This is a genomic window from Blautia sp. CAG:257 (genome assembly GCF_000433815.1).
Taxonomy (GTDB): Bacteria; Bacillota; Clostridia; order Lachnospirales; family Lachnospiraceae; genus Blautia_A; species Blautia_A caecimuris.
Genome location: NZ_HF999042.1, coordinates 1 through 1,595, shown reverse-complemented (window position 1 = coordinate 1,595; position 1,595 = coordinate 1). Strand labels below are relative to the sequence as shown.

At 40.1% G+C, this 1,595-nt stretch carries 1 protein-coding gene and 2 pseudogenes; 2 read left to right on the top strand and 1 reads right to left on the bottom strand.

The features are described 5' to 3' along the window. A pseudogene (locus tag QVP40_RS06055) lies at positions 1 to 361 on the top strand (tyrosine-type recombinase/integrase); the annotation flags it as partial. After that, complete coding sequence (locus tag QVP40_RS06050) at positions 348 to 1,370, top strand: tyrosine-type recombinase/integrase (RefSeq protein WP_022067585.1); 1,023 nt, start codon at positions 348 to 350, stop codon at positions 1,368 to 1,370. The pseudogene QVP40_RS06055 and the gene QVP40_RS06050, both read left to right, overlap by 14 nt. Positions 1,371 to 1,445: 75 nt before the next feature. On the opposite strand, the pseudogene QVP40_RS06045 reads toward QVP40_RS06050, so the two are convergent. Continuing rightward, positions 1,446 to 1,595, bottom strand: a pseudogene (locus QVP40_RS06045) (IS66 family transposase); the annotation flags it as partial.

The window sequence follows — 1,595 nt, the reverse complement described above, 5'->3', positions numbered from 1 at the left end:
ATGTCCTACAAGTGAGTGGTTCTTTCCAGGAAAATATCCGGAACAACACATTCCGAAAACTTCGGTGGATCGTAAGTTTAATGAATTCTGGAATGCAACGGAACTTTCAAAACAAACAGACAAAAAGCCGACTGTACATAGTCTTCGTCATGCATATGTTACAAAACGAATGAATCTATGGATGAAATCCGATACTGATTTGAAAGTAATGATGCCATATCTCAGCCAATATCTGGGACATAAAGGACCAGTTGAGACGTATTACTATTACCATCAGGTACAGGAGATTTTTGAAACTATACGCAGAAAAGATAAGATTTCATCAAGGGTAATCCCGGAGGTGCGATATGAAAAAGACTGATTATGATCATCTATTCTTTTCCAGAACACGGGATTTTCTGGATATCTATCTGTCAAAACAATGCAGTCGAAGTCCTTACACTGTAAAAACTTACCGTGATGCACTTACTGTCTTCCGGAGATATGTTACTCATCAGGGAATATCTCTGAAAAGATTTTCATTCGAGGACTGTACACGTGATTTCATGCTTAGCTTCATGGAATACCTTCTGCAGGAAGGTTATGAAAAAGCTACCTGCAACCAAAGGCTTGCCGCAATCAAAGCTTACCTGTGGTATGTGGCAGATGAAAACATTGATTATCAGCAGACTGCATTGGCAGTTTCACATGTACCTTTTCTGAAAAATCCTGAGAAGGTTAAGGAAGTCATTTCCGAGGATTGTTTAAAATCGCTCCTTTCAGCACCGGAACATTCAAAAATCGGAATACGAGACACTACAATCATGGTTATCCTATACGATTCTGCCATCCGGCTCAGTGAACTTTTAAATCTAAAAATCTCAGATGTTAATCTGCAGAAATCCACCCCTTACCTGAGAATCCATGGCAAGGGAGATAAGGAGCGCATCGTATCAATTTCAGATAACACTGTTGCTCACATAAAACGATACATGAGGTATTACCATGAGGAGTCTATTCTGACAATGGATTACCTGTTTTACACAATCATACACGGGCAGCCACATCAGATGTCTCCCAGCAATGTAGAACGCATAATCAATAAATATGCAGATATGATTCGAAACAAACATCCAGACCTACCTCAAAAAGTTCATCCGCATATGTTCCGGCGAACCAGAGCGACAGATTTATATCAGAGTACTGTCGATCTTGAGCTGGTTTCCAGAATACTTGGACACTCATCAACTCAAACAACACGTATCTATGCAAGACCATCATTGGAGATGATTAGAACTGCCATGGATAACAGTACAACCACAGTTGAGGTGGAAGAAGCGATGTGGCCTGATAATGAAGATGAACTGGCCCGATTGTTTGGTCTGAGATAATTTATTTATCCTCATCTTTTTGTTGAATTACCCTGATATTTAAGCTAATTTTGGCAAAAGATGAGGATAAAAATAAACTGAGGATAAGCTAAGATTGTTGGATAAACTGCAATGACCATCTTCCAGATAGGTCATCAGGGTGTCTTTCCGATTTTGGGCATAGTTCACCGCTTTCGCCAAACGGGTTCCCTTGTTTGGACGCTGTTGATCCAGCCAAATCCAGAA

Excerpts from the sequence above, each read along its gene's own strand:
- QVP40_RS06050 (WP_022067585.1), top strand. The coding sequence starts at position 348 with ATGAAAAAGACTGATTATGATCATCTATTCTTTTCCAGAACACGGGAT.